Source organism: Niallia sp. FSL W8-0954 (assembly GCF_038005605.1).
Classification (GTDB): domain Bacteria; phylum Bacillota; class Bacilli; order Bacillales; family Cytobacillaceae; genus Niallia; species Niallia circulans_A.
The window spans coordinates 3680683-3705761 of the sequence record NZ_JBBOTN010000001.1 but is presented as its reverse complement, the minus strand read 5'-3'; the positions used below and the strand labels follow the sequence as shown (position 1 = coordinate 3705761).

21 protein-coding genes and 8 tRNA genes are annotated in these 25079 nt (G+C 35.0%); 24 read left to right on the top strand and 5 right to left on the bottom strand.

Annotation, left to right across the window (positions count from 1 at the left end):
• The first annotated feature begins 3 nt into the window (after positions 1–3).
• From NX902_RS18255 to NX902_RS18195, 13 genes are all read left to right on the top strand, one after another.
• A tRNA-Asp gene (locus NX902_RS18255) sits at positions 4–80 on the top strand.
• A gap of 8 nt (positions 81–88) precedes the next feature.
• Positions 89–164, top strand: a tRNA-Phe gene (locus tag NX902_RS18250).
• Positions 165–200: 36 nt separating this feature from the next.
• Positions 201–276: transfer RNA gene (locus tag NX902_RS18245), tRNA-His, on the top strand.
• 14 nt (positions 277–290) lie between these two features.
• Positions 291–364: transfer RNA gene (locus tag NX902_RS18240), tRNA-Gly, on the top strand.
• Positions 365–369: 5 nt separating this feature from the next.
• A tRNA-Ile gene (locus NX902_RS18235) sits at positions 370–446 on the top strand.
• 9 nt (positions 447–455) lie between these two features.
• Positions 456–530: transfer RNA gene (locus NX902_RS18230), tRNA-Asn, on the top strand.
• An 8-nt stretch (positions 531–538) separates the two neighbouring features.
• Positions 539–629 (top strand) — tRNA-Ser (locus tag NX902_RS18225).
• A gap of 2 nt (positions 630–631) precedes the next feature.
• A tRNA-Glu gene (locus NX902_RS18220) sits at positions 632–703 on the top strand.
• 619 nt (positions 704–1322) lie between these two features.
• Positions 1323–3263 (top strand): 1,4-alpha-glucan branching protein GlgB, encoded by a 1941-nt coding sequence (glgB, locus tag NX902_RS18215; RefSeq protein WP_095332540.1) that lies wholly within the window; start codon positions 1323–1325, stop codon positions 3261–3263.
• Positions 3211–4356 (top strand): glucose-1-phosphate adenylyltransferase, encoded by a 1146-nt coding sequence (locus NX902_RS18210; RefSeq protein ID WP_123260658.1) that lies wholly within the window; start codon positions 3211–3213, stop codon positions 4354–4356. The genes glgB and NX902_RS18210 overlap by 53 nt, the downstream gene beginning before the upstream one ends.
• Before the next feature lie 23 nt (positions 4357–4379).
• Positions 4380–5408 carry a sugar phosphate nucleotidyltransferase gene (locus NX902_RS18205; RefSeq protein WP_095332536.1) on the top strand — a complete coding sequence of 343 codons (1029 nt, stop codon included), beginning with the start codon at positions 4380–4382 and terminating at the stop codon, positions 5406–5408.
• On the top strand, positions 5405–6859 hold the full coding sequence (glgA, locus tag NX902_RS18200; protein ID WP_123258105.1) for a glycogen synthase GlgA: 1455 nt from the start codon (positions 5405–5407) through the stop codon (positions 6857–6859). The genes NX902_RS18205 and glgA overlap by 4 nt, the downstream gene beginning before the upstream one ends.
• On the top strand, positions 6849–9251 hold the full coding sequence (locus tag NX902_RS18195; RefSeq protein ID WP_341160888.1) for a glycogen/starch/alpha-glucan phosphorylase: 2403 nt from the start codon (positions 6849–6851) through the stop codon (positions 9249–9251). Before glgA ends, NX902_RS18195 begins: the two co-directional genes overlap by 11 nt.
• 341 nt (positions 9252–9592) lie before the next feature.
• Here NX902_RS18195 and NX902_RS18190 read toward each other — a convergent pair whose 3' ends face one another.
• Entirely contained in the window at positions 9593–10357 is a 765-nt protein-coding gene (locus tag NX902_RS18190; RefSeq protein WP_341123127.1) for a TraR/DksA C4-type zinc finger protein, read from the bottom strand.
• 269 nt (positions 10358–10626) lie between these two features.
• On the opposite strand from NX902_RS18190, the gene NX902_RS18185 reads away from it, so the two are divergent.
• The 6 genes from NX902_RS18185 (at position 10627) to NX902_RS18160 (ending at position 18329) form a co-directional block, all read left to right on the top strand.
• Positions 10627–12000 carry an isochorismate synthase gene (locus tag NX902_RS18185; RefSeq protein ID WP_095332528.1) on the top strand — a complete coding sequence of 458 codons (1374 nt, stop codon included), beginning with the start codon at positions 10627–10629 and terminating at the stop codon, positions 11998–12000.
• Between the two features lies 1 nt (position 12001).
• Positions 12002–13747: a 2-succinyl-5-enolpyruvyl-6-hydroxy-3-cyclohexene-1-carboxylic-acid synthase gene (gene menD, locus NX902_RS18180; RefSeq protein ID WP_341160887.1), complete on the top strand. Its 1746-nt coding sequence runs from the start codon at positions 12002–12004 to the stop codon at positions 13745–13747.
• 13 nt (positions 13748–13760) lie between these two features.
• Positions 13761–14567, top strand: a complete 807-nt coding sequence (gene menH, locus NX902_RS18175) for a 2-succinyl-6-hydroxy-2,4-cyclohexadiene-1-carboxylate synthase (protein WP_095332524.1) — start codon at positions 13761–13763, stop codon at positions 14565–14567.
• 38 nt (positions 14568–14605) lie between these two features.
• Positions 14606–15424, top strand: a complete 819-nt coding sequence (gene menB, locus NX902_RS18170) for a 1,4-dihydroxy-2-naphthoyl-CoA synthase (protein WP_095332522.1) — start codon at positions 14606–14608, stop codon at positions 15422–15424.
• 165 nt (positions 15425–15589) lie between these two features.
• Positions 15590–17065, top strand: coding sequence for an o-succinylbenzoate--CoA ligase (locus tag NX902_RS18165; protein ID WP_341160886.1), 1476 nt, complete (start codon positions 15590–15592; stop codon positions 17063–17065).
• A gap of 16 nt (positions 17066–17081) precedes the next feature.
• A complete protein-coding gene (locus NX902_RS18160) occupies positions 17082–18329 on the top strand; it encodes an NAD(P)/FAD-dependent oxidoreductase (protein ID WP_341160885.1) in 1248 nt (415 codons plus the stop codon).
• Between the two features lie 58 nt (positions 18330–18387).
• Here NX902_RS18160 and NX902_RS18155 read toward each other — a convergent pair whose 3' ends face one another.
• Positions 18388–18552 (bottom strand): DUF1540 domain-containing protein, encoded by a 165-nt coding sequence (locus tag NX902_RS18155; RefSeq protein ID WP_082138439.1) that lies wholly within the window; start codon positions 18550–18552, stop codon positions 18388–18390.
• Positions 18553–18842: 290 nt separating this feature from the next.
• Between NX902_RS18155 and NX902_RS18150 the strand changes: the two genes are divergently transcribed.
• Positions 18843–19400, top strand: a complete 558-nt coding sequence (locus NX902_RS18150; protein WP_047944541.1) for a beta-class carbonic anhydrase — start codon at positions 18843–18845, stop codon at positions 19398–19400.
• Here NX902_RS18150 and yidD read toward each other — a convergent pair.
• Positions 19397–19654, bottom strand: a complete 258-nt coding sequence (gene yidD / locus NX902_RS18145) for a membrane protein insertion efficiency factor YidD (RefSeq protein WP_204259848.1) — start codon at positions 19652–19654, stop codon at positions 19397–19399. The two genes, NX902_RS18150 and yidD, sit on opposite strands and share 4 nt — an antisense overlap.
• A gap of 174 nt (positions 19655–19828) precedes the next feature.
• On the opposite strand from yidD, the gene NX902_RS18140 reads away from it, so the two are divergent.
• Positions 19829–20302, top strand: a complete 474-nt coding sequence (locus NX902_RS18140) for an S-ribosylhomocysteine lyase (RefSeq protein WP_047944539.1) — start codon at positions 19829–19831, stop codon at positions 20300–20302.
• Positions 20303–20442: 140 nt separating this feature from the next.
• On the opposite strand, the gene cls is transcribed toward NX902_RS18140, so the two are convergent.
• Positions 20443–21897 carry a cardiolipin synthase gene (gene cls / locus NX902_RS18135; protein WP_095332512.1) on the bottom strand — a complete coding sequence of 485 codons (1455 nt, stop codon included), beginning with the start codon at positions 21895–21897 and terminating at the stop codon, positions 20443–20445.
• Positions 21898–22232: 335 nt separating this feature from the next.
• On the opposite strand from cls, the gene NX902_RS18130 reads away from it, so the two are divergent.
• Positions 22233–23003 carry a sulfite exporter TauE/SafE family protein gene (locus NX902_RS18130; RefSeq protein ID WP_095332510.1) on the top strand — a complete coding sequence of 257 codons (771 nt, stop codon included), beginning with the start codon at positions 22233–22235 and terminating at the stop codon, positions 23001–23003.
• A gap of 66 nt (positions 23004–23069) precedes the next feature.
• Here the strand turns inward: NX902_RS18130 and NX902_RS18125 are convergent, their stop codons facing one another.
• The gene (locus tag NX902_RS18125) at positions 23070–23327 is read right to left on the bottom strand and encodes a DUF6154 family protein (RefSeq protein ID WP_047944536.1); all 258 of its coding nucleotides are present in this window, start codon (positions 23325–23327) and stop codon (positions 23070–23072) included.
• A 350-nt stretch (positions 23328–23677) separates the two neighbouring features.
• Here NX902_RS18125 and ytkD point away from each other — a divergent pair, with 350 nt between their 5' ends.
• Together ytkD and NX902_RS18115 are read left to right on the top strand one after the other, a co-directional pair.
• On the top strand, positions 23678–24151 hold the full coding sequence (gene ytkD, locus NX902_RS18120) for an RNA deprotection pyrophosphohydrolase (protein ID WP_095332508.1): 474 nt from the start codon (positions 23678–23680) through the stop codon (positions 24149–24151).
• A 40-nt stretch (positions 24152–24191) separates the two neighbouring features.
• Positions 24192–24983 (top strand): alpha/beta hydrolase family protein, encoded by a 792-nt coding sequence (locus NX902_RS18115; RefSeq protein WP_095332506.1) that lies wholly within the window; start codon positions 24192–24194, stop codon positions 24981–24983.
• Positions 24984–25079: the final 96 nt, after the last annotated feature.

The following is a 25079-nucleotide window of genomic DNA, read 5'->3' as shown; positions in this document are numbered from 1 at the left end:
TCTGGTCCGGTAGTTCAGTTGGTTAGAATGCCTGCCTGTCACGCAGGAGGTCGCGGGTTCGAGTCCCGTCCGGACCGCCATATAAATTGGCTCAGTAGCTCAGTCGGTAGAGCAAAGGACTGAAAATCCTTGTGTCGGCGGTTCGATTCCGTCCTGAGCCACCATTTTAGTGCAATCTAAAATAAATAATATGTATAATGGCGGCTATGGCGAAGTGGTTAACGCATCGGATTGTGGCTCCGACACTCGTGGGTTCGATTCCCACTAGTCGCCCCATTAAAATAAAATATGCGGGTGTAGTTTAATGGTAAAACCTCAGCCTTCCAAGCTGATGTCGTGGGTTCGATTCCCATCACCCGCTCCATATATGGGCCTATAGCTCAGCTGGTTAGAGCGCACGCCTGATAAGCGTGAGGTCGATGGTTCGAGTCCATTTAGGCCCACCATAAAAATATTCCGCAGTAGCTCAGTGGTAGAGCATTCGGCTGTTAACCGAACGGTCGTAGGTTCGAGTCCTACCTGCGGAGCCATTTTTTTTGGGGAAGTACTCAAGAGGCTGAAGAGGCGCCCCTGCTAAGGGTGTAGGTCGCGTAAGCGGCGCGAGGGTTCAAATCCCTCCTTCTCCGCCATTGGCCCGTTGGTCAAGTGGTTAAGACACCGCCCTTTCACGGCGGTAACACGGGTTCGAATCCCGTACGGGTCATAAAAAACTGATAGCATTTGCTATCAGTTTTTTTATTTCTTATAAGATAAGGTTCTTTTTGATAAATTCTCTATAGTTAAGGAGACCTTATAAGTTTGTATCAATTAAAATTTTCCGCTCCTTAGATTTTCTTCCCATTTATCCTCACTTGTAAATAATCTATTCCCTGGATTCTTTAAATCAAAGTCAGAAAGAAATCCAGTATCGGGACCTCTAAACAGATCAGTTGCTAGATTTTTTTATCTGGTGCTTCAAAAAAAAGGTTGATTTCTTTCCCTATTTGTTCTTTTAAATATTCTTCTTCCCTTTTACTTATTATCCTTATCCTTCCTTATGTTAGCCATTTATTTTAGAATTCTCTTCATAAAAAAACTATGTTAAAAGTTCACAATCTAAATGAGTCAATTAAACATAAAAAGATTTATAGTATCATAAAATTTTAAAAACAAAAAAGGATTTCCCTTCTATTGATAGAATATTAAAATTAATCAAATTAAATTAAATGACTAATTTTTTAGCAAGGAATACCGTAAATTGTTTTAGAAGCAAAAAAAAAGGGAATTGCAATGTACAAAGTGTAAAATTTACACACTTAATATTATTTGTAATAGAAAGTAGGATGACAGTGGAGACAGTATATCCAACAGAATTTCAACTACATTTATTTCACGAAGGAAACTTATTTGAGAGCTATAGATTATTTGGATCTCATATTCATCATAAAAATGGAGAGATTTATACCAGTTTTTGTGTTTGGGCTCCAAATGCTCTAAGTATTCAATTGGTTGGGGATTTTAATAATTGGAATGGTGAAGGTTATTCCCTTGAAAAAATTAATAAGGAAGGTGTGTGGCTTCTAAATGTAGAGAGGGATTTAACGGGTGTTATGTATAAATATAAAATAACTGCACCTGATGGAAGAGTATTTCTTAAGGCTGATCCTTATGCTTTTCTTTCCGAGGTAAGACCTAATACAGCTTCCATTGTTTATTCCTTGGAAGGTTATAAGTGGAACGATACAAAATGGAAACAAAAAAAGACAAAAAAGAACTATTTAAATGAACCCCTTGCTATATATGAAGTCCATTTAGGATCATGGAAAATCCATGAGGATGGAGATCTTTATACCTATAGAGAACTTGCTGATGAATTAATTCCATATGTTGTGGAACAAGGATTTACTCACTTGGAAGTGCTGCCCTTAGTAGAACATCCACTCGATATCTCCTGGGGATATCAAGGTACAGGATACTATTCTGCAACAAGTAGATTTGGAGAGCCAAAGGATTTGATGTATTTCATTGATCAATGTCATCAACATGGGCTCGGCGTGATATTAGATTGGGTACCTGGACATTTTTGTAAAGATGAGCATGGTCTTTATCAATTTGATGGAACTAGTCAATATGATTATAAGAATCCTGTGGATAGAGAAAATTATGTTTGGGGAACAGCCAATTTTGATTTAGGAAAAAATGAAGTCCAAAGCTTTTTAATTTCAAATGCAATTTTTTGGATGGAATATTTCCATGTAGATGGATTTAGAGTTGATGCTGTTTCTAATATTATTTATTGGCCAAATTCAAATGAAAATAGCGTGAACCAATTTGGAATCGATTTCCTCCAAAAACTGAATCAAACAGTTTGTCAATACGATCCAACGGTTCTAATGTTTGCAGAGGATTCTACTGATTGGCCTCAAGTAACTGCACCAGTTCATTATGGTGGCATTGGATTTCACTACAAATGGAATATGGGCTGGATGAATGATATTTTAACCTATATGGAAACTGATTCAGTTAATCGAAAGCAAGTACATGATAAAGTCTCCTTTTCCCTACATTATGCCTTTTCCGAAAATTTTGTTTTACCATTTTCACATGATGAAGTTGTTCATGGAAAGAAATCGTTAGTAGATAAGATGCCAGGAGATTATTGGCAAAAGTTTGCTCAATTCCGACTCCTCTTAGGATATATGATGGCACATCCAGGAAAAAAATTATTATTTATGGGAAATGAATTCGCACATTTTGCTGAATGGAAGGATAAAGAACAGTTAGATTGGATGCTGCTAGATTATGAGATGCATCAAAAAGCAAATGAGTATATGAAGGAATTACTAAAAATCTATAAAAGGTCCAAACCTTTGTATCAGTTGGATCATATCAATGATGGCTTTGATTGGATTGATGTAAATAATAGAGAACAGTCTATCTTCTCGTTTATACGCAAGGCAGAAAAAGAAGAAGATTATTTAGTCGTCATTTGTAATTTCACTTATCATACATATGAAAATTACAGAGTCGGCGTTCCTTTAAATAACTCTTTCCGAGAAATATTAAATAGTGACACTGATAGATTTGGTGGAGCTAATTATATAAATAAAAAGGTAATAAAAGCAGAAAAAGTAGAGTTTCATGGAAAACCTTATTCTGTTCAACTAACGATACCAGCTTTCAGTATAATCATTTTACGTCCAGTTCAACACCGGAAGGGGAGAAAGGGAAATGGGAAAGAAACGGTGCGTCGCAATGCTATTAGCAGGAGGAAAGGGGAGTAGACTTTATTCCTTAACAAAAAGTCTAGCAAAGCCAGCAATCCCTTTTGGAGGTAAATATCGAATTATCGATTTCACTTTAAGTAATTGTTCCAATTCGGGAATAGAAACTGTTGGCGTCTTAACGCAATATCAGCCGCTTGTTTTAAACTCATACATTGGAATAGGAAGTGCATGGGATTTAGACCGTGTTAATGGAGGAGTAACCGTATTACCTCCATATAGTGAGTCATCAGAAGTGAAATGGTATACAGGAACAGCAAGTGCTATTTATCAAAATCAGAACTACTTGTCTCAATATGATCCTGAATATGTTCTTATTTTGTCAGGAGACCATATTTATAAAATGAATTATGAAGAGATGCTTGAATATCATATAGATAAAAAAGCAGACGCTTCTATCTCTGTGATTCAAGTACCATGGGAAGAAGCGAGTAGATTTGGAATTATGAATACAAATAAAGAGATGAACATTGTAGAATTCGAAGAGAAGCCTAAACATCCAAAAAATAATTTAGCTTCGATGGGAATCTATATTTTTAAATGGCGTGTTTTGAAGGAATTACTTGTAGAAGATAATTTAAATAAAAATTCTTCCCATGATTTTGGAAAGGATATTATTCCTTTACTCATAGAAAAACAGAAAAAGGTGGTTGCTTATCCATTTAAAGGGTATTGGAAAGATGTTGGAACTGTTCAAAGTCTATGGGAAGCAAATATGGATTTATTGGATGATAATTGTGAATTAAATATATCTGATTATAATTGGAGAATTTATACAGTAAATCCCAATCATCCACCACAGTATATTTCTAGTGATGCACATGTGAAAGAGTCGATGGTGAATGAAGGGTGTATTATTAGTGGCAATTTAGAGAAAACAATTGTTTTTCAAGGTGTTACTGTAGGAGAAGGGACGATTATTCGGAGTTCAGTTATCATGCCAGATGCGAAGATTGGTAATAATGTTTATATTGAAAAGGCTATTGTCCCTTCTGACATAACCATACCAGATGGAATGGTCATTAAACCAAGAAAAGACTCAAATGAAGTAGTCCTTGTAACAGAAGAAATGGTTAATGAAGTGATTTCCTAACAAACTAGATAGGAGGGATTAAGATGATAAGATCTATGCTGGGCATTATTGATGCAACAACACATAAGGAAGATTTAGAAGAATTAACTTCACATCGCACACTTGCTGCACTTCCGATAGGCGGACGGTACCGTTTAATAGATTTTGTCCTTTCCAATATGGTGAACTCTGGAATAGGTAGTGTTGCAATTTTTCCAAAGTATCAGTATCGCTCGTTAATGGATCATTTAGGATCGGGAAAAAACTGGGATTTAGATAGAAAGAGAGATGGATTGTTCTTTTTCCCGGCATCTTTGACCGAAACAAATACAGATGGAATAGGTTCTTTTAATCATTTTGCGGCAAATATGGATTATTTTCAGAGAAGCAAGCAAGAATATGCTCTAGTTGCAAATTGTTTTACTGTGTTTAATATGAATTTTAATCCTGTATTAGAGCGGCATCTCTCTTCTGGCTGTGATATAACGGAGATTACGAATAATGGAAGTTCATTAGAAATATATCTAATTAAGAAATCAAAGCTAATTGATTTAATAGAAACAAGAGCAGTTACAGGTTATACATGTATGAATGATGTTGTGTTAGATATGAATAATCAGCTAAAAATATGTGAATATGAATATAACGGCTATGCCGAAAAAATAGATTCAATATCTAGTTATTTTCATGTAAGTAAAGATATATTAAAAGCCAAAGTCTGGAATCAGCTTTTTATAAAAGAAAGACCAATATTTACAAAAGTTAAAGATGAACCACCTACACGATATACAAGTACAGGTGAAGTGAAAAACTCCATGATAGCAAATGGATGTTTTATTGAAGGCGATATTACAAATAGTGTTATTTCTCGAGCGGTTAAGGTTGGAAAAGGTTCAAGCTTGAAAAATTGTATTATTATGCAAAAGTGTACAATTGGGGAAAATTGTGACCTAGACTCGGTTATTTTAGATAAAGATGTGGTTGTAGAAAGTGGTACTGTGATGATTGGTACTGCTAGTTCTCCCTTTGTAGTTAGAAAAGGAACAGTGCAAGGAGCGTTGATGAATTCGTGAGAGTATTATTTGCAGTTTCAGAATGTGTACCATTTATAAAATCAGGGGGACTGGCAGATGTAGCTGGTTCTCTTCCTAAAGAGTTAAAGAAGCAAGGTACGGATGTAGCAGTAATTATGCCAAAGTATCAAGATATTCCAGCCCATTTACTTGCTAATGTTAAGAAAAGATGCTATTTCTTTGTGCAAGTAGGTTGGCGAAATCAATACTGTGGAATTGAAGAATTAGAAGTAGATGGAATTACTTTTTATTTCATTGATAATGAATGGTATTTTAAGAGAAGTGGTTTATATGGTTATGGTGATGATGGAGAACGCTTTGCATTCTTTAATCGAGCCGTACTAGAGAGTTTACCCTATTTAGCTGACTATCCTGATATTATTCATTGCCATGATTGGCATACAGCTATGATTCCTTTCTTATTGGATGTAGACTATAAGTGGAAAAAAGAATATAGCAATATTAAGACTGTATTCACCATACATAATCTTCAGTTTCAAGGAATATTGCCAAGAGAGGTTCTTGGTGATTTATTCAATCTAAACGATTATTACTTCACAACAAATAATCTTGAATTCTACGGAAATGTTAATTTGATGAAAGGGGGACTTATCGCTGCTGACAAGATAACGACAGTAAGTCCTACCTATAAAAACGAAATTCAAACAGAATATTATGGTGAGAAGCTGAATAATGTATTAAAGCAGAGAGAGCCGGATTTATATGGAATTATAAATGGGATTGATGAAGAAACATATAATCCAGAAACAGATCCGGTAATTGCAGCAAATTATACAGTTACTTCTTTAGATAAAAAGCAAGAAAATAAGCGATTCATCCAACAAAAATTTGGATTGAAGGAAGATCTAGAAATTCCAATCATTTGTATGATTACTAGATTAACTAGTCAAAAGGGATTAGAATTAGTTAGACATATATTTCATGAAATAATGGAAGAAGATGTACAGTTTCTCGTATTAGGAACAGGAGATCCTGAATTTGAGAACTTTTTCCGTGAGATGGAATATACGTATTCTGACAAATGTAAAGCTTATATTGGCTTTGATGAAAATTTAGCCCATCAGCTGTACGCAGGTGCAGACTTGTTTTTAATGCCTTCCAAATTTGAGCCTTGTGGATTAGGGCAGCTAATTGCTTTACGATACGGGAATATCCCTATTGTGAGAGAGACAGGAGGGCTGAATGACACTGTTTTCTCTTATAACGAATGGACAGAGGAAGGAAATGGATTCAGTTTCACCAATTTCAATGCCCATGATATGCTATACACGATTAGGAGAGGCATTCACTTTTATAAAGAGGAAAAAGAGGTATGGCATAAGTTAATGAAGAATGCCATGTCGATGGATAATAGCTGGGCTCAATCTGCATTTAAATATAATCAGTTATATGCAGAGCTTATTTCGAGGAGTGAATCCCATGTTTTCTAATAAAGAACGCTTTAAAAGATATTTTTTACAAAGGCTTGAAATGACTTATGGAAAGACCTTTGAAGATACAACAAGTAGTGATCATTTTCAAACGTTAGGGCATATGATTAGAGAATATGTAAGCTCAAATTGGATTCAGACGAATGAACAAAGTCGTAACAATAATGGGAAACAGGTATATTATCTTTCTATTGAATTTTTATTAGGAAGATTGCTTCATAATAATTTAATTAACTTAGGTATTGATCAAGTTGTTATCGAAGGTCTGGGAGATATTGGAATTAACTTTTTTGAAGTGGAAGATATGGAACACGATGCGGGATTAGGCAATGGTGGATTAGGAAGGTTAGCAGCATGCTTTTTGGATTCTTTAGCTACATTAGACTTACCAGGGCATGGTATGGGGATTCGTTATAAACATGGTTTATTTGAACAACGAATTGTTGATGGATACCAACTTGAATTGCCAGAACAATGGCTAAAGCAAGGCCAGGTTTGGGAAGTTCGAAAGGAAGACTTAGCTGTTGATATTTATTTCTGGGGAAATATTGATATGTATGAGAAGAATGGAAAGTTACAGTTTCGGCATCTAAATGCCGAAACTGTAACAGCAGTTCCCCATGATGTACCGGTCATCGGCTATCATACAACGACTGTTAATACATTAAGGCTATGGAATGCTGAACCATCGTCCTTAGTCGCAAAAGATGTAAAGGATATAATGCGTTACAAAAGAGAAACAGAATCGATATCTGGCTTTTTATATCCAGATGATTCCAATGATGAGGGAAAGATCTTACGGTTAAAACAACAATACTTTTTAGTTTCTGCAAGCTTGCAATCCATTATTCGAAATTATAAGCAACAATATAAAAATATTAGTGAAATGCATCACTATATAAGCATCCATGTAAATGATACACATCCCGTTTTGGCAATCCCGGAGCTAATGAGAATATTAATGGATGAGGAAGGATTAGGCTGGGATGAAGCCTGGAAAATTACTACAAATACTATTTCTTACACCAATCATACCACGTTATCTGAAGCATTAGAACAATGGCCAATCTATATCTTCCAACCCCTGTTACCCCGAATTTATATGATAATCGATGAAATAAATGAACGTTTCTGTATGGAATTATGGAAAAAGTACCCTGGAGATTTTTTGAAAATTGAAAAAATGGCGATAATTGCCCACGGCATGATTAAGATGGCTCATTTAGCATTAGTTGGTAGCTATAGTGTAAATGGAGTAGCGGAAATCCATACTGAGATTTTGAAGAAAAGAGAAATGGCTGATTTTTTTACCTTCTATCCAGAAAAGTTTAATAATAAAACGAATGGAATTACACATAGAAGGTGGCTAATAAAGGCTAATCCTAAGCTTACAAACTTAATTTCTAATACAATTGGTGATAAATGGGTCGATCAGCCAGAATTATTAAGGGAATTATTAAATTATCAAGAAGATGCTAATTTACAAGAAAATCTCGCAGTAATTAAGCAAAGTAATAAGGAAAGACTTGCAAAGATAATTAAGGAGAAGAATGGAATTCTTGTAGACCCTTCCTCTATTTTTGATGTTCAAGTAAAGAGACTGCATGCATATAAAAGACAATTATTAAATATTTTGCACATTATGTCTCTTTATAATAAATTAAGAGAAGATCCATCCATTGATATGGAGCCTAGAACGTTTATTTTCGGAGCAAAGGCATCACCGGGATATTATTATGCAAAAAAGATAATTAAATTAATTAATACAGTTGCCCATAAACTTAACAATGATAAAAGAATACAAAATAAATTAAAGGTTGTTTTTATAGAAAATTATCGAGTTTCCTTAGCGGAACATATTTTTCCAGCTGCTGATGTAAGTGAGCAAATATCTACCGCAAGTAAAGAAGCGTCAGGCACTGGTAATATGAAATTTATGATGAACGGTGCATTGACACTTGGAACAATGGATGGAGCAAACATTGAAATGCATGAATTAGTGGGAGATGATAATATTTTCATCTTTGGGATGAACGCAGATCAAGTATTAGAGCTTTATCAAAATGGTGGCTATAGTTCTCGAGAGTATTTTTATCATGATGATAGAATTCATGAAGTAGTGAATCAATTAAAAAATGGTTTTTATGATCATCCAGTGGGTGAATTTGATCCTATTTTTGATTCTTTACTAATAGAGAATGATCAGTTCTTTGTATTAAAAGATTTTAATTCTTATGCAAGCATTCACGAAAAGGTGAACCAGACATTTAAGAATAAACGAGGCTGGCTGCGAAAAAGCATTGTAAATATTGCGATGTCGGGACATTTTTCAAGCGATCGAACAATAAAGGAATATGCAGAGGATATTTGGCGTATAAAACCTTATAGTTAATTGTTTAGGAGCAGGTCGGAGGAAAGGAATCCAACCGATATAAAACCGAGCAATTTTACGGAGATGCTAATAAGTTTCGTATAATTGTTTGGTTTTTTAATTCATTTAAATAAAGAAGGTTTGTGGTTTCATCCATGTCTGAGACACCTTGTTTTCTATGGGGCGAGCGGTGAGTTCTCCTGTTAGACCACACCGTTCTCACGCCATTCCCATAGAATTCTTCGAGCATACAGGCTGGTTTATTTTCCGACTCCTTTATTATCCAATAAAGTTCCCAACGAAAATTAAACCAAAAATATTCACCTTCACTTATTGAACCTTTAGTTTTATCTAAAAGTCTCTTATTCCTCCTCGTCTTCTGTATCCTCCTCTATATATCCATCTGATTTATGGTATGGAACATCACCAAAGGGAGCTTCAATTCCTTCCTCATCTAATGCTTGTTCATATTTTTCTTGATCTTTAGATGGATATACTGCTCTTTCTGTTCCATCAATATTTGTAGCTGTAAAGTTTTCATAATCTTCCGGGAAAGTATCATCGTCGTTCTCTCTATCGTAGAGACTGTCATAATCTTCGAAATCACCTCGTAAATCTGAGGGCGTTTCCGAAGTTCCATAGCGAGCTACCTCTTGAAAACTATCATCGTAGTCTCTAACATCGCCAGTATCATAATGACGAAATTCATTGCCATGAGCTAATTCTAGAATATCTTCCTCTATAGGTTGATCATTTGGAATAGTTTGTTCATCACTATATTCTTTTAGCGTAAGAGCTGTCGGAATTGCTTCTAATCTTTCGTAAGGAATTTCTTTACCTGAAACCTTACAAATTCCATAAGAACCGTCTTCTATTGCCTTTAAGGCGCTATTAATTTTTTGTAATTCAGATTGGTCATGTTGTTCTAAGGCAGAATCTTTTTCTCTTTCATATAATTCTGTTCCTAGATCTGCTGGATGGTTATCATAACTGGATAATTCTCCAACTGATTCCAAGGCATTTTCTTCACTTGCGTATCCGTTTGTTCTATCTAGTAAAGTTGCTTTTCTGTCTTCTAATTCTTTTTTTAAATGATTTATTTGTTCTGTTGATAACAAGGTAAACACATCCTTATCTGTTCCTACTATTAGTATATATAGACAACCTGTTCATAAATTTCCCTGTTTTATGGTTATCAAACCTAGTTTTCCATTTGTGCAGCCTTTTCTTAAGAAAAATAAATAGTTGAAAAGTGCATTAAGAATTCACTATGATTGACATAATATTAAAGACAGGTGTATCGTAAAATATGCTAAAATAATAAGTGGCGTATATCTTTGAACCAATATAATCAAGGCTTATATTCTTGATTAGTTTTAGGGGGATTTACAAAGGGATGAATGATAGCAAAGGAATAATGGTACAAACAATAATAAAGGAAAGTGATTCTCCTACTGTCTTAGTTAGTGAAGTGAAGAAGCTAGAAAAGAAAATAGATATTCTAGAGTTCTTTTCCAATTACAGCTCCTATAAAGGAAAACGTTTTTTTTGGAAGGATCCTTCTGAAAAAAACATGCTTGTAGGAATAGGCATTTGTGAAGGGATTGAGTATTCATTAGGGGAAAACTCTTATTCATTTGTAGAAAAAAAATGGAGGCAGCTGTTAGATGATGCAATAGTATTTAACAAATACAATGAAATAGGGATCGGACCAGTCCTTTTAGGTGGTTTCTCCTTTGATCCATTAAAAGAGAAAACGCATGTCTGGGATGGCTTCGGGGAAGCCCATTTTTACGTACCTCAATTTATGTTAAGTGAAATAAATGGAAGTCAATTTATTACTACAAATATAATGATTCCATCAGATAAACAGGATCATGCAAAAGCGGAGTTAAAAAAGCATTCTATTGTGTATCGAAGAGCAGAAGCATCTCCTCCTTCTTTACCTTTAATTGAAATGATTACTGAGATCGATCAAGAAACATGGAAGAATAAAGTTAATAAAGTAATAAATGAGTTAAATGAAGATTTAAAAAAAGTAGTGTTAGCACGTGCTAGTCAAGTGCATTTTTCTAATGACGTCGAGACAGAGTTTGTGCTAAAAAATTTAATACAACAACAAAGCAATGGTTATATATTTGCCTTGGAAGCAAAGAATAAATGTTTCATCGGAGCATCTCCAGAAAGATTGGTAAAAAAAGAAGGTCCAACTGTTTTTTCTACCTGTCTGGCCGGGTCAATTGCGAGAGGAAAAAACAAAGAAGAAGACGATGCGCTTGCGCAAGCCTTGCTTTCGGATTCCAAAAATAGAGAAGAACATAATTATGTTGTTAAAATGATAAAGAATGCTATGGAGGAAGTCTGTAGTACGGTAGAAATGCCATTAAACCCACAAATCTTGAAGATGAGAGATATTCAACATCTTTATACTCCAGTTAGCGGGAAGGTAAAAGAAACAGAATCCCTAATTTCCTTCATACGCTTATTGCATCCAACTCCAGCTCTTGGTGGATTTCCTCGAGAGGAAGCCTTAAAGGTTATTAGAGAGGTAGAAGGATTAGATAGAGGGATGTATGGTGCTCCTATCGGTTGGCTTGATTACCAGGGCAATGGAGAATTTGCAGTAAGCATCCGTTCTGGCTTAATAGATGGCAATGTTGCAACAATTATTGCAGGATGCGGTATTGTTGCTGACTCTGATCCAGAATCTGAGTATATAGAAACTGCAATTAAATTTAAGCCAATGCTAACTGCGTTAGGAGGAAAATAAAATGAGTCATCAGCAACAGTTAACTGCCTATTTGGATGCGCTAATATCCGAGTTGGTAAAAAACGGGGTTGAACATGCTGTTATCAGTCCAGGATCAAGATCAACCCCCATCAGTTTATTGCTTGCAGAAGAAGAGGATATAAAGCTTCATGTTCATATTGATGAAAGATCAGCTGCCTTTTTTGCTTTAGGAATAGCGAAGGCGTCTAAAAAACCAACTGTATTAGTATGTACATCTGGTACTGCCGCTGCAAACTATTTTCCGGCAATTGTAGAGGCGAAGATTTCTCGCATACCATTAATCGTACTGACGGCAGATCGGCCCCATGAACTTCGAGATGTGGGAGCACCGCAGGCGATTGATCAATTAGATCTTTATGGAAAGCATGTTAAATGGTTTATGGAAATGTCTACACCTGATAATAGTTCAGGTATGATAAGATATGCTAAAACGGTGGGGGCTAGAGCGGTGGCGATGGCAAAACAGCATCCTAGCGGTCCAGTGCATGTGAATATTCCATTGAGAGAGCCATTAATCCCTGATTTAGATAATTTAGAACACTATCGTCGAGAGGATCAAGAATCAAGGTCTATTCAGATTAAAAATGGGGAGTTTACGATTGATGATTCCTATTTTCATGATTTAGCAGCAAGTTTGGAAGCTAAAGGGGAAAGAAAGGGAATTATCATCTGCGGAGAGATGGATAAAGAGAACTTTTCTTTGAAAATACTGCAATTGGCAGAAAAAACAGGTTTTCCGATTATAGCTGATCCACTTTCCCAACTACGAAGTAAGAGTGCGGACATGGAAGTTGTCATCGACACATATGATACGTTTTTGCGAAATGAAAGGATTAAATCACTATTAAAACCGGATATTGTTATTCGGTTTGGCAGTATGCCGATTTCTAAACCATTAACTATTTTCTTACGAGAAAATGAAAGAGCAAAACAGATTGTAATAGACGGGGGAAGCGGCTACCGTGATCCTAATCAGCTGACAACAGAAATGGTTTATTGTGAAGAAGGTTATTTTTGTGAGAAGCTTACATCGTTTGTTTCTCCTTGCTCAATAAATCACTATTTAAATAAATGGATAGAAATCAATGAGATAACCAAAAAGGAATTAACAAAAACAGCAGAAATTCAAGAAATGAGTGAAGCGAAGCTTTTTCATTGCTTGGGTGAAATGATTCCGAATGATGCCGTTTTATTTGTAGGTAATAGTATGCCCATTCGCGATTTGGATACTTTTTTTCATAAACAAAATAAAAAGGTAACTATTATTGCAAATAGAGGAGCAAATGGCATTGATGGGACGATATCTACTGCTCTCGGAGTAGGGGTTATTAAGCAGCCGCTCTTTTTAATTGTAGGGGATTTAACCTTTTTCCATGATTTAAATGGTTTAATTCTTTCTGAGCTATATCAGCTTCCAATCACTGTCATATTAATAAATAATAATGGGGGCGGAATCTTTTCATTTCTTCCTCAAGTAGAACTGCCGAGACATTTTGAATTATTATTTGGAACGCCTCTAAATATTGACTTTAAGCATGCAGTGGAAATGTACAAGGGACAATATAAGCTTGTTAACAGCTGGGACAATTTACAAACATTATTCCAAGATAGTGATTTCACGAAAGGCTTACGAGTATGGGAAATACAAACCAATCGGGAAAATAATCTATTAGAACATCGGCAAATGACGAATCGGATTCTAAAGGTGTTAGATCAATTAGATTAAAAAGGTGAAGCCTATGTTTATCAAACTAAAGGATATAAGCTATCATGTAACGGTTGAAGGAGAAGGAGAACCTCTTTTATTATTACATGGTTTTACTGGGGATAGTGGTACTTGGATTCCATTTATTCCTTTATGGAAGAAGAAGTATACGGTTATTACGGTCGATATTATCGGTCATGGAAAGACAGATTCGCCGGAAGAAATAGAAAAGTATACTATGCAAGAAAGTGTCACTCATTTAAAAGCGCTCATTGATCATCTTCAATTGGCTACTGTTCATTTATTAGGTTATTCGATGGGTGGTAGGTTAGCGTTAGCATACTGTATGAATTATCCTGAGACAGTGAAAAAACTTATTTTGGAAAGTTCCTCTCCCGGCTTGAGAACGGATATAGAGAGAAAACAAAGACGAATACAAGATGAGAAATTGGGAGACTCTATCCTTGAACAAGGAATAATAAACTTCGTGAACAAATGGGAGGAAATCCCATTGTTTAAAAGCCAAAAGATACTGAGTGAAGATGCAAAGCAAGCAATAAGGAAGCAACGGCTGGCTAATAACCCAGTTGGATTGGCAAATAGTTTAAGAGGGATGGGGACAGGTGCACAAAATTCGTATTGGTCCTCTCTTTCTCGCTTATCAATAGAAACATTGTTAATTACAGGAGAACTTGATCAAAAGTTTTGTCAAATCGCTGAAGAAATGGTTGACTGTAATAAAAAAATAAAGCATTTAACTATAAATGATGCTGGTCATGCAATTCATGTGGAGAAACCAGAAATTTTTGGTACAATAGTATTGGAGTTTTTAAGGAGCTGAACATAGATGTTCAGCCCTATTAATAAGGAGGAAAAAGAATGACAGTGGAATGGGTAGCTGGCAGACAATATGAAGAAATCATTTATGAAACATATAATGGTATTGCCAAGATTACAATTAATAGACCTCATGTACATAATGCATTCACGCCAAGAACCGTTAGTGAATTAATTGATGCGTTTGCAATGGCAAGAGATGACAGTAATGTAGGAGTTATCATTTTAACTGGTGCAGGCGATAAAGCATTCTGTTCTGGTGGAGATCAAAAAGTTAGAGGTCATGGTGGATATGTAGGAGAAGATCAAATTCCCCGCCTAAATGTCCTTGATTTACAACGTTTAATCAGAGTTATTCCTAAGCCTGTCATTGCGATGGTAAAAGGATATGCCATTGGTGGAGGACATGTGCTGCATATTGTCTGTGATTTAACGATTGCTGCAGATAATGCTATTTTTGGACAAACTGGTCCAAAGGTAGGTAGCTTTGATGCTGGTTACGGTTCTGGTTATTTAGCAAGAATCGTTGGCCATAAAAAAGCTAGGGAAATTTGGTTCTTATGCCGTCAATATAATGCCCAAGAAGCACTAGATATGGGATTAGTAAATACGGTAGTACCGTTAGAAAAGGTAGAAGAAGAGACGATTAAATGGTGTGAGGAGATTTTAGAGAAAAGTCCAACTGCTCTTCGTTTCCTAAAAGCTGCCTTTAATGCAGATACAGATGGTTTAGCTGGTATACAGCAATTTGCTGGTGATGCAACTTTGCTTTACTATACAACAGATGAAGCAAAAGAAGGAAGAGATTCCTTTAAGGAAAAACGCAAACCTGATTTTGGACAATTCCCGCGTTTTCCTTAATGGAAAAGGATGAATGAAAAGTTAGCTATCCAAGAGATGGAATCGCAATTCATTCATATTAATTAATAGATACAAGGGTGACACTCGTTTTTAGCAATGGTGTTTTAATGGACATGCTAATAATAGTGTCACCTTTGTTTGTATAGAAAAGAGGGATAATAAATTATGACAGAAATACTTCCGAATTTTATTAAAAATAGAGCGCATTTAACACCAGATAGAGAGGCAATTGTATTTAAAGAAGAAAGACTAACATTTAAAGAATTATATGAAAAGGCTTATTACCGTGCAGGGATTTGGTCGGCCATTGGAGTAAAGGACACAGATTATGTGGGGTTTCTTGTTAAAAGTGATTTAGAAACTGTACTGCACTTATTTGCTATGCAAATTATTGGAGCAAAGGCAGTCCTTCTTAATAATCGCTTAACAGCGAAAGAAATGGCTTATCAAATAAACGATGCGAAAGTTTCCTATTTAATCTCAGAAGAAGCGTTTAAAGAGAAGGTAGCTGTGCTTGAAGAAGAGAAAGAATTGACTGTATTTTATAAAGAAAATATAACAGAAAGTACCTACATAGAGCCAATAGAAAAGGATCAAGTGTCATTAGAGGACACTTGTACGATAATGTATACATCAGGAACAACCGGACTTCCCAAGGGAGTTATTCAATCTTACGGTAATCACTGGTGGAGTGCCGTGGGAAATACGTTGAATGCAGGCCTATATGAAAAGGATACCTGGTTATGTACAGTCCCATTATTTCATATCAGCGGATATTCGATTTTAATGAGAAGTATCATTTATGGGATGAAAGTCGTTTTACATGATTCCTTTGATGTAAAGAGGGTATTAGAGGATTTATGGAAAGAAAAAGTAACGATTATATCGGTTGTCACCACGATGCTAGAGCGAATTGAAAAGGCAGCTCATGATAAGTTTCCACCCTATTTCCGGTATATGCTTTTAGGTGGGGGACCAGCCTCAGTAGAACTGCTGACTCGATGTATGAATAAAGGGATTTCTGTTTATTATTCATATGGAATGACGGAAACTGCCTCACAAATTGTCACCCTCTCGCCAGAGGACAGTATTAGAAAAATAGGTTCAGCCGGAAAGCCACTGTTTCCCGCCCAATTACAAATTGTTAATCAAGCAGGACATTGTTTAGGATCAAATGAGGTAGGCGAAATTAAAGTGTGTGGGCCAAATGTATCAAAAGGCTATTTAAATAAAGAGAATCATTTACAAGATGGCTGGTTTTTTACAGGAGATATAGGGTATATAGATTCTGAAGGATTTCTCTATGTGTTAGATAGACGGTCTGACTTAATTATTTCGGGTGGTGAAAATGTTTATCCAGCAGAAATCGAAGCTGTACTGACTGAAATGAACGGGATAAAAGAAGCGGCAGTGATTGGAGTTCCAGATGAAAAATGGGGGCAAGTACCGATTGCGTTTATCGTAACAGATGAAAGAATACAAGAGAATACAATTATCGAAAAATGCACAAATGTTCTAGCGAAATATAAAATCCCCAAAAGAGTATTTTTTATATCAGAAATCCCACGCAATGCCTCAGGAAAAATAGTCAGAAGAGAATTAAGAAAATGGATAGAGGAAAAATCGGACTTTTCTTTGTAATTTTAGCTAGTTCATGATGTTGTGGCTACTAGTGAAAAAATTCAATGAAAGAAGTGTACGTATGAGCTTATATCATGGATCATTATATTGGCCAACAACGGTTCAGGAAAGACCCGTTTATCCAAAGTTGAATAATCATGTTACTTGTGATGTGCTTATAATAGGAGCTGGAATGTCAGGGGCCTTATTAACCTATATGCTTGCAAAGGAATCGCTTCAGGTGATTCTTGTGGATAAAGGTAGTGTTGGCAATGGAAGCTCTGCTGCCAACACAGGGCTATTGCAGTATTCTAATGATAAAATGCTGCATTCCTTTGCAGAAAGTATTGGGGAAGAAGACGCAGTTCGATTTTACAAATTATGTTTTAATGGGATGGAGGAATTGAAAAGTATCGCAAGTTCCTTACACGAAGATGTCCAATTTGTAAATAGACAAAGCTTATATTACGCAAGTACAGATGCTGACGTACTTTCTCTAAGAAAAGAATATGAGATGCTTCAAAAGTATAAATTCCCAGTAGAATTTTTAGAAAAGGATATGATTTATAAAGTATATGGATTTAATAAACATGCTGCAATAAAAACAAGTGGGGACGCAGAAGTGAACCCAGAAAGGTTTGTAATTTCCTTAATAAAAGAGGCTGCACAAAAGAGCAATGTTCAAGTTTTTGAAAACACAGAAGTTTCAAAGCCTCAGAATAAAGATGGCTGCTGGTTGTTTAACAACGGCGATTCAAGTATACAGGCCAAGCATGTCGTGTATGCAACTGGGTACGATTTGGATAACTTTGCAATAGACATACCTACAAAAATAAATAGAACGTTTGCAATCGTAACGAATCCGGTCTCCTCTTTTCCACATTGGGAGGATCGATGTTTAATTTGGGAAACAAAGCGTCCGTATTTCTATATGCGAACAACTCCGAATGGAAGGATAATAGCGGGTGGTTTAGACGAAGAAGCAAGGGAAGCGCCAAGAGATGAACAGATTTTGCAACTATATGCGGATAGATTATTAGTTCGTATTAAAGAGCATTTTCCCCATTTGCAACTAAAAGCTGACTATGTATATGGCGCAACATTTGGGGAATCAAAAGATGGAATTCCTTTTATTGGTGAACATCCGCAACATAAGAATTTATATTATTGTTTAGGATTTGGAGGAAATGGTACTGTTTACAGTGCTTTCGGTTCGAACATACTAAAGGATTTAATAATAAAGGGGAAGCACCCTGATGCTGATTTGGTACAATTGGATAGATAAAAAAGGAAGGGAATCCCTAGTAGTTTTGAGTGGGATTCCTTTTTCATTTCCATAAATTTTAGCTTAAGCTATTTTCAGGTTCAAATGTTTTACAATCTGTTTCATAACTCGTATCCGCATGTTTTCCCACATTACTTACAACATAAATTTGGTCGGCTCCGCAACGGTTTCCTTTTTCCCAAAAAGTACAATTCCTTACTTCACAAAGAACGTCTTTTGCCATAGAATACCACTCCTTTTCTTAAGTTATTTATCAAAAGTCTTTTTAGAAGATGTCTTCGATTTGCACATAGGATGCAATGAAACTGATAACAGTCCCATTGTACCTTAGTATTAGAAGGTTGGAGGAATTACATACACAGGGCGAATGAAAAGAAGTACCAATGTTGGAAAGTATCATGTATTTCAAATTTGTATATTATGCAAATTTTCATTACTATTAATAAGGAGACTCTTTCTTTAAAACAGAAATTATTTGTATTTTATGAATTGAATTTTTTAAGGAGTGCAAAAATGAGCCTATTACAAGATATGTTAGTCTATAATGAGGAATTTGTAAGGGAACAAAAATATGAAAAATTTATTACAGGTAAATTTCCCAATAAAAAAATGGTGATTCTAACTTGTATGGATACAAGATTGTTAGAACTTTTGCCACAAGCATTGAATCTTTCTAACGGAGATGTGAAAATTATAAAAAATGCAGGTGCTGTAGTTGTGCATCCATTTGGAAGTATTATGCGAAGTATTTTGGTTGCAGTGTATGAGCTGCAAGCTGATGAAGTAATGGTAATAGGTCATCATGACTGTGGAATGAGTGCTTTGCATTCAGATAGCATGGTGGAAAAAATGAAAGAAAGAGGCATTTCAGACGAAACATTTGCAACTTTACAACATTCTGGTATTAATCTAGAAAAATGGTTAACAGGTTTTGATTCTGTATCAGATAGTGTTACCCATAGTGTAGAAATGATTAAAAGGCATCCGCTATTGCCAAGTGGTGTTCCAGTTCATGGGTTAGTGATTGATCCAAAGACTGGAAAATTAGACTTGGTAATAGACGGTTATTAATGTTTTTCTTTTGATGAATGATGATGATTTCTACAGTGCCAATCTTCTGGTACTGGATCCAGACCACCTGGATGAAAGGGATGACATTTAAGAATTCGTTTAATGGTTAAGTATCCTCCTTTAAAAGCGCCAAATCTTTGAATCGCTTCTAAGCCATAACTAGAGCAAGTTGGATAAAAACGGCAAGTTGGCGGCTTTATAGGAGAAATTACTTTGCGGTAAAATTGGATAATAAATAAAAAGATGTGTTTCATTATGCTATGTCCTCTCCTTCTTTGCATGTAGTATAACATGGGTGGAGAGAGGAGTAAAAGTAGTCACTATCTAACACAAAATTCCCACTGGGAAAATATTATATATATTAAGTTGATGAAATTACTCGGTTTTTTAGATATAATAGAGATAGAAGAAGAAAGGGAGATGACTTTATGCCTTCAGTTGAAAGTTTTGAATTAGATCATACTGCCGTAAAAGCCCCATATGTAAGACATTGTGGTGTACACAAAGTTGGTAGTGATGGAGTAGTTAATAAATACGATATTCGTTTCTGCCAGCCAAATAAGCAGGCAATGAAGCCAGATGTTATTCATACGTTAGAGCATCTACTTGCCTTTAATTTACGCGCACATGTAGAGAAGTACAATCATTTTGATATTATTGATATTTCACCAATGGGCTGCCAGACTGGCTACTATTTAGTTGTAAGTGGGGAACCAACCGTTGAAGAAATTATCGATTTATTAGAGGCAACGATGAAAACAGCAATTGAAATTACTGAAATTCCAGCAGCTAATGAAACACAATGCGGTCAAGCAAAACTTCATGATTTAGAAGGTGCAAAAAAGCTGATGAATTTCTGGTTAAGCAAAGATAAAGAAGAATTAAAACAGGTTTTTGCTTAATAATAAAGAAATAAATATTCCAACCAAATAGAAACCCAAACAATTGTACGGAAACGTTAATGAAAAATTCCGTATATTGTTTGGGTTTTTTATTCATAAAATAAATTTATCTTTAAAACATCATAACCAAATTTTAAGCTCTATAAAAGTGGACTAAGAAGCCTTGAAAATGATTCTTTGAAACGAATCCATAAGGACCTTTTTGAATATTGGTCGGCAGTTAAATTTGTGGATAAGTCCATGTCCTTTAAGAAATCCTCTGTTAGTTCATTAGCAATCTGTTCACTATAAATAAAGGCATTTACTTCAAAGTTAAGTCGAAAGCTTCTCATATCGATATTAGCCGTTCCGACTGAAGCGATTTTCCGATCGACTAAAATAGTTTTTGCATGGATGAATCCATTTTCATATATATAAATCTTTGCCCCTGCTTTTAACATTTCTCCAATATAAGAATAAGTGGCCCAATAAACAAACATATGATCCGGTTTATTAGGAATCATAATTTTAACGTCTATCCCTGAAAGAGCTGCAATTCTCAAGGTATCCAGCAAACTGGCATCAGGAATAAAATAAGGTGTTTGGATATAAACACTTTCTTTTGCCGATGTGATCATTTTTATATAACCATTTTTAATTTGTTCCCACTCTGAATCAGGTCCGCTTGAAACGATTTGCATGCCGATATTACCAATAATTTCTTCGATCTTACCAGGAAAATATTCAGGAGAATATTGAATTTCGTGGAGATGAGAAGCTTGATTCCAATCAAGAATAAATCGTGTTTGAATGGCATAGACAGCTGTACCAACAATCCGTAAGTGGGTATCTCTCCAATATCCAAATTTCGGGTGGAGTCCTAAGTATTCATCGCCAACATTAAAGCCGCCGATATAGCCGATTTTCCCGTCAATAATTCCTAACTTTCTATGATTGCGATAATTTAGTCGTAAATTGATGAGATGAAATTTACTTGGGAAAAAAACCTCAACAAAACCACCAGCTGCCCGCAGCTCTTTAAAAACTTTTTTACGTAACGTTCTTGAGCCTAGCTCATCATATAATAAGCGTACTTCTACTCCTTCTTTTGCCTTTTCAACAAGTAAGCTAATAAGATCTGAGCCGATCCCATCATTCTTCAGAATATAGTATTGTAAATGAATAGATTTTTTAGCATTTCTGATATCTTCAAATAATTGATCGAATTTTTTATGACCATCTGTAAATATCTGAACAGCATTATTCTCCGTAAGTACGGCATCATTATTAAATAAATTCATATAAATAAGATCTTGGTTTTTTCTAATGACTTCATTTGTTGTCCGCAATTGATTTGAACTTATTTGCAACAGTTGAGAAGCTAATATTGGCTCTATGCCAAGTTTTTTTCGTCCATCCCATTGAAATAGTTTTCTATTTCTTAGATTTTGTCCGAAAAGTAAATATAAGATAAACCCAAGAATAGGGATAAAGGTCAGCACCATTAGCCATGCCCATGTTGCAATAGGGTCTTTTCTTTCGAAGAAGATAACAAGAAAAGCAAAAATGATATTAAGTATAATAATTACACTTAAAACAATTGAATAGATGTGCATCGAATTTTGTCCTTTCTCACAAAAAAAGCAATAATATGTGCGATAAAATAAGATAGAATGTGTATATGACTGCTCTAAAACTAATATCCTGTATAATTATAGGGTAAAAGGGTAAAACTTTGTACTATTTTGTATTTATTTTAAATAAGAAGAATTTCCCTTTTTTCTTTAATGTGATAATGTAAAGATAAAACAAGAAGTATTTACTTAATAAATAATTAACAAAGTTGTTTGTGCAAGATATATTATTTTTACCTCAAGACTGCTGATTTAAATTTCACCAAAGATTTATGCTTTATGTTGGAATGGAAAACGAATTAAAGTAAGGAGCTTTTATGGAAGAATTACATCTTGGTATGCTACTCTTTTTAATTGGTGCTGGATTTATTGCAGCATTTATTGATTCCGTAGTTGGCGGCGGTGGACTAATCTCATTGCCTGCACTATTATTCACAGGACTTCCGCCACAGATTGCGTTAGGAACAAATAAACTTGCTTCCACTATGGGCTCATTAACAAGCTCGCTCTCTTTTATAAGGAATGGAAAAACAGATAAAAAGTTACTATCAAAACTCTTACCTCTTTCCATTATTGGTTCTGCAATTGGAGTTTATGTAGTACAAAAAATCCCATCAGAATCACTAAAGCCGCTGATTCTTGCTGTTTTAATTATGGTGACCATTTATACTCTTACGAAAAAAGAATGGGGATTACATTCTACATATAACGGGATGACGAAAAAGAAACTCTTGTTTGCTCTATTTATTGTACCATTAATAGGATTCTATGATGGTTTTTTAGGAGGAGGAACTGGTTCGTTCTTTTTATTTTCCTTTCTCCTGATGGGATTTGATTTTGTCGAATCTGCGGGAAATGCTAAAGTTCTTAACTTTGGAAGTAATCTTACAGCACTTATTGTTTTTTTATGTTATGATTCTGTGTATTATTTATATGGAATAGTGATGGGGATTGCTATGATTTTTGGAGCATACATTGGCTCTAAAGTAGCTATTGCAAAAGGGTCTAAATATGTAAAAATATTATTTGTCTTGGTCTCAGCTACTTTGATTGGGAAAAACATATTTGATTATATAACAAATCCATAATAAAAAAGGCTGTTTGCTATCCTAAACTTTTGTGTTTGGGATGTCAAACAGCCTTTTTATAGAAAATTAATGGAGATTTCGATGGGTAAAGATTGGGTTATTCGGTTTTCGATAATCTTCACTTGCGAATTTACCCTTTAAACTTTCAATTAAATAAAGACCCATTAAATCATATAATTCTTGTTCATTTAATTCTTGGATGATATGTAATAAATCTTCTCTACTCATTTCCTCTAAAAAAGCAAAGGCAAGCATATCGATATCTTCTTCATCACCAGTTAATTTATTTTTATATAAGTTATATAGTTCATCTACAATTTTCATTATTGTTTCCTCCTAGTTTTCAGCCAGTTTTAAATGTAACCGTTTTATTTAACCGTATTATATATGATAACATCCTATTATTACTAGTTATTATGTGAACATTATGTTAAAGAATGATACAAAAATTCATAAGCCTTTCTAATTACATTACGTGAAAATTCATCCTGAAAAATAAATATCATTAAGAAAACTGTCTTCTATAAAAAATATACCCTATTTTAGTGGAAAAAACTCCAGTTTCAATGGTAGTATTTGCTATGATAATAATAGACAGTAAATCAGGTTAATGACAGCTGTTTGCTTTAGTATGCAAGCTACTTATATTAATAATACATAATAATGGAGTAGGTATGGAAATATTTTATGATCAAAATAACAATTTAGTGAAACTTTCATTCGTAAAAAATGAATGGAATGAAGAATCAAGACATGTATTAGTTATCTGCCAGTATAAAGATCAATGGTTATTAACAAAACATAAGGAACGTGGATTGGAGTTTCCAGGTGGAAAGAGAGAAATGGGCGAAACTACAATTCAAGCAGCACACAGAGAAGTGATGGAGGAAACAGGTGGCATTATAAAAAGTATGAAATGGATTGCGACCTATCAGGTTTTTGGGGAGGTTCCTTTTTTGAAGGATGTATTTTTTGCAAGAATCAGTCACTTAACCTCCAAAGAGGATTATCTTGAGACAGATGGACCTGTTTTGATTACCGGCAATATAATAACAAAGCGATGGAATGAATCCTTTAGTTTTATTATGAAGGATGAGGTCATCCAATTTTGTATAGCTTATATTGAAAATGAATTATTAAGCAAATAGAAGGGGTAATATAGGAGAAAAAAGGAAAGGAGCAAATAGTATGCAAAATGGCGATATGATAGAGAAAATTCGATTTCCATCTCCTAATCCTTCCATAGATTTATTTTTAGTTACTTATTATGTCGATGGTCTAAGAGTAAAAGGAATGCTCGCTTCTCCAAATGATGGGAAAACGTATGATGGCTTTCTTTATCTAAGAGGAGGCATAAAAAATGTAGGCAAAGTCCGTCCTGGAAGAATTATTCAATTTGCTTCCGAAGGCTTTGTAGTGTTTGCTCCCTTTTATAGAGGCAATCAGGGTGGTGATGGAAATGAAGATTTTGCAGGAGAAGATAGAAATGATGCTATAGCAGCATTTACACTCCTTAAGAATTTATCGAATGTGCAGGATGTTCATGTATTTGGGTTTTCAAGAGGAGGGGTAATGGCTCTATTTGTAGGTATATACTGCCCTGTAAAATCAATTGTTACATGGGGCGGTGTAAGCGATATGTTCTTAACATACGAAGAACGGAAAGATTTACGTAGGATGATGAAACGAGTGATCGGGGGAACTCCTTCTAAGTATCCAGACAGATATGAAGAAAGAACTCCGCTTTATCAATTAGAAAAAATAAATGCTCCTACTCTTATTATTCATGGGAAGCTGGACAAAAATGTTTCGATTAATCATAGTCTCAAATTAGAAGACAGATTAAAACAACTGGGAAAAGAAGTAGACTCTTGGTATTTTCCAGAGTTAACTCACTACTTTCCTCCAGCTACAAATCGAAAAGTGGTCACTTCCTTAACCAGTTGGATGAAAAAACAAACGGAAAGGATGGTAAAATAAAAAGTAAGCTTTATTATCTTAGTTGATGTTCCGATTTCATGGTCATGCAAGGAGCCTTGATTGCCGGTAACATATTACGAAAGAGAAAAAAATAGA